Source organism: Pseudomonas sp. K5002 (assembly GCF_013386655.1).
Classification (GTDB): Bacteria; Pseudomonadota; Gammaproteobacteria; order Pseudomonadales; family Pseudomonadaceae; genus Aquipseudomonas.
Genome location: NZ_JACARK010000800.1, coordinates 1 through 4,332, shown reverse-complemented (window position 1 = coordinate 4,332; position 4,332 = coordinate 1). Strand labels below are relative to the sequence as shown.

General features: G+C 64.0%; 3 protein-coding genes. All 3 read left to right on the top strand.

Features of this window, described 5'->3' with window-relative positions:
* Positions 1–122: 122 nt before the first annotated feature.
* Positions 123–1,316, top strand: a complete 1,194-nt coding sequence (gene rocD / locus HX846_RS28825) for an ornithine--oxo-acid transaminase (RefSeq protein WP_087694138.1) — start codon at positions 123–125, stop codon at positions 1,314–1,316.
* The gene (gene acnA / locus HX846_RS28820) at positions 1,313–3,934 is read left to right on the top strand and encodes an aconitate hydratase AcnA (RefSeq protein ID WP_178966622.1); all 2,622 of its coding nucleotides are present in this window, start codon (positions 1,313–1,315) and stop codon (positions 3,932–3,934) included. The genes rocD and acnA overlap by 4 nt, the downstream gene beginning before the upstream one ends.
* 42 nt (positions 3,935–3,976) lie before the next feature.
* On the top strand, positions 3,977–4,332 hold a 356-nt coding region (locus HX846_RS28815; protein ID WP_306173164.1), incomplete at its 3' end, for a PrpF domain-containing protein.

The window sequence follows — 4,332 nt, the reverse complement described above, 5'->3', positions numbered from 1 at the left end:
TCGCGAATGCGGAGGGTCAGTCGCCGGAGATGTTGGCTGACCCTCCGCATTCGCGAGCAAGCCCGCTCCCACATTGGGTCTTTGTTGTTCATTCATTATTTATTCGGCAGGACATCCCCACCATGCACCCCAACCCGGCAATCACCCTCGAAAACCAATTCTGCGCCCACAACTATTCCCCCTTGCCGGTGGTGATCGTCAAGGGCGAGGGCGTCTGGGCCATTGGCGATGATGACAAGCGCTACCTGGACATGATGTCGGCCTATTCCGCCGTCAGCCACGGCCATGTCCACCCGCGCATCCGCGCCGCCGCCGTGGCGCAGATCGACAAGATCAGCGTGGTGTCCCGGGCGTTCTACAGCGAACCCTTGGGCAACTTCCTCAAGACCTTGTGCCGCATCACGGGCTTCGACTCGGCCCTGCCGATGAACAGTGGCGCCGAAGCTGTGGAAACCGCGATCAAGGCGGCGCGACGCTGGGGCTACCGGATCAAGGGCATCCCGGCCAATCAGGCCAACATCGTGGTGGCCGACAACAATTTCCACGGCCGCACCTCGACCATCGTCGGCTTCTCGTCGGAGGCGGACTACAAGGCCGACTTCGGCCCATTCTGCAACGGTTTCACCGAGGCGCGCTTCGGTGACATCGAGAGTTTCCGCCAGGCCATTACCGCCGACACCTGCGCGGTGCTGATCGAGCCGATCCAGGGCGAGGCCGGCATTCGCGTGCCGCCCGCAGGTTTCCTGCGGGAACTGCGCCAGCTGTGCGACCAGACCAACACCTTGCTGATCCTCGATGAGATCCAGTCCGGCCTGGGCCGTACCGGCAAGTGGTTTGCCTTCCAGCACGAAGGCATTCGCCCCGATGCATTGATCCTCGGCAAAGCCCTGGGCGGCGGGATCATGCCGGTGTCGGCGTTCGTCGCTGATCATTCGATCATGGACCTGTTCGACGCCGGCAGCCACGGCTCGACCTTCGGCGGCAACCCGTTGGCGGCGGCCATTGGCCTGGAAGCGTTGAAGGTGCTGGAAGAGGAGGGCTTGATCGATAACAGCGCGCAACTGGGCCACTACCTGGTGGAGCGCCTGAAGGCCATGCACTCGCCGGCCATCCGCGAGATTCGCGGGCGTGGCTTGTGGGTCGGCGTGGAACTGGACCGCGATGCGCGGCCCATCTGCGAAGCGCTGCTGGCCGAAGGGCTGCTGACCAAGGAAACCCACGAAAACGTACTGCGCATCGCACCGCCGTTGTCCATTACCCGCGAAGAACTGGACTGGGGCCTTGAGCGTATCGAGCGGGTATTCAAACAGCTATGAGTGAGTATCTCAGTCACCTCGACATCGACGGCCAGCGCTTTGCCTGGATCGACCTGCACCAGTTGCTGACCCCGGCGCAACTGCAGCGCCTGCCGTATTCCGTGCGCATTCTCCTGGAAAACATTGCCCGCTGCGCCCCGGCTTCATTGCCACAGGTAGTGGCGCGGGCCATCGGCGAAGGGCCGGATTGCGAGGTGCCGTTCCAGCCCAACCGGCTGATGTTCCACGACACCACGTGCCTGCCGGCCCTGGCGGATTTCGCCGGCATGCGCGATGTGGTGGCCGAGCTGGGCGGTGATCCCCGGGCGGTGAACCCCTCGATCCCGGCGGTGCTGACCATCGACCATTCGGTGATCGTCGAGCACTACGCCGAGGCGGGCGCGGTGGATGCCAACCTGGACATCGATTTTCGCCGCAACAGCGAGCGCTACCGTTTTATCAAGTGGGCCCAGGCCAGCCTGGATAACTTCAAGGTGATCCCGCCGGGCACCGGGATCATCCACCAGATGAACATGGAGTCCATCGCCCAGGTGGTGTGGGAAAGCGCGCCGCGCAACGGCCACGTGCTGTTGCACCCCGACTGCATGGTCGCCACCGACAGCCACACGCCGATGATCAATGCCATCGGCGTGCTGGGCTGGGGCGTTGGCGGGCTGGAAGGGCAGGCGGCGATGCTCGGCGAACCGGTGCCAATTCCTTATCCGCAGGTGGTGGGCATTCGCGTCACCAATGCGTTGCGCGACGGCGTGACGGCCACTGACCTGGCACTGACGGTGACTGAACTGCTGCGCCGGCGCAGCATGGTCGGCAAGTTTGTCGAGTTCACCGGACCGGGCCTGGCGTCCCTGAGTTGGGCGGCGCGGGGCACCGTGGCGAACATGGCGCCGGAATACGGGGCCACCGTGGTGTTTTTCCCGTTTGATGACGAGACGCTGGCGTACCTGACCCTGAGTGCGCGCCCGCAGGCCTTGATCAACAAGGTCTCGGCCTACATGTCGGCGCAATCTCTGTGGCGCCGGGACGACGATCCCGAGCCGGTGTTCGATGAGTTGATCGAGCTGGATCTGGCGCAGGTTGAACCGAGTGTCGCCGGCCCGCATCAGCCCCATCAGCGCCAGTCCCTGGCCCAGGCCGGGGCGTCGTTTCATCAGCATGTATGCGCGCAAAAGCAGGATTTCTTCGAGCCGTCATTCCAGGTGCCGATCACCCATGGCGCGGTGGTGATGTCGGCCATCACCAGTTGCACCAACACCGCCAACCCGGCGCAGATGATCCAGGCCGGGCTCTTCGCCCGCAACGCCCGCGCCCGTGGGCTGACGCGCAAACCGTGGGTCAAGACGTCGCTGTCGCCAGGCTCACGGGTGGTGGCCGATTACCTGGAAGCCGCCGGCTTGCTGGAGGATTTCGCCGCGCTGGGTTTCGACCTGGCGGGCTTTGGCTGCATGACCTGCATCGGTAATTCCGGCAGCCTCGAACGCCATGTCGAGACCTTCGCCGAGCAGGGCTTGAAAGGCGTGGTGGTGCTTTCGGGCAATCGCAATTTCGAAGGCCGGGTCAACCCGAAAGTCCCTGCCGGCTACCTTGCCTCGCCCGCGTTGTGCGTGGCCTATGCGATTGCCGGCACCATCCGTTTCGACATCGAAAAAGACGTGCTGGGCCTGGACGCCAACGGCAAGGAAATCCGCCTCAAGGACATCTGGCCAAGCGACGAAGAAATCGACGCGGTGGTCAAGGCGTCGGTCAAGCCGGAGCAGTTTCGCCAGGTGTACATCCCGATGTTCGCGATCCACGAAGACACCGGCCCGAAGGTCACGCCGCTGTACGACTGGCGCCCGCAGAGCACCTACATCCGTCGCCCGCCGTACTGGGAAGGTGCCCTGGCCGGTGCACGTCCGCTCAAGGGCATGCGCCCGCTGGCGGTGCTGCCGGACAACATCACTACCGATCACCTGTCGCCGTCCAACGCGATCATGCCGGGCAGCGCCGCCGGCGAATACCTGGCGAAAATGGGCCTGCCGGAAGTCGACTTCAACTCTTACGCGACCCATCGTGGCGACCACTTGACCGCGCAGCGCGCCACCTTCGCCAACCCGAAACTGTTCAATGAAATGGTGGTTGAAGACGGTAAGGTCAAACAGGGTTCGCTGGCGCGCCTGGAGCCGGAAGGCAAGGTCACGCGCATGTGGGAAGCGATCGAAACCTACATGGAGCGCAAGCAGCCGCTGATCATCATTGCCGGCGCCGACTACGGCCAGGGTTCGTCCCGTGACTGGGCGGCCAAGGGCGTACGCCTGGCCGGTGTTGAAGCGATTGCCGCCGAAGGTTTCGAGCGCATCCACCGCACCAACCTGGTGGGCATGGGCGTGCTGCCGCTGGAGTTCCTGCCGGGCACCGACCGCAAGACCCTGAAGATCGACGGCACTGAAACCTACGACGTGATCGGCGAACGCACCCCGCGTGCGCAACTGACGTTGCTGATCAACCGCAAGAACGGCGAGCGTGTCGAGGTGCCGGTGACCTGCCGCCTGGACACGGCTGAAGAAGTGTCGATCTACGAGGCGGGCGGCGTGTTGCAACGTTTTGCCCAGGACTTCCTGGAATCGGCTGTTACTGCCTGATAACTGCGGCCGGGGTCAACGCCCCGGCCCATGAGGACCACCATGGCACACGTACCGCAGATCAAGATTCCCGCCACCTACATGCGTGGCGGCACCAGTAAAGGCGTGTTTTTCAGCCTCAAGGATTTGCCCGAGTCGGCCCAGGTGCCGGGCGCGGCGCGGGATGCGTTGTTGTTGCGGGTGATCGGCAGCCCCGACCCGTATGACAAGCAAATCGACGGCATGGGCGGCGCGACTTCCAGCACCAGCAAAACCGTGATCCTGGCCAAAAGCACCCGCGCCGATCACGACGTGGACTACCTGTTCGGCCAGGTGTCCATCGACAAACCGTTCGTGGACTGGAGCGGCAACTGCGGCAACCTGTCGGCGGCGGTGGGTTCGTTCGCCATCAGCGCCGG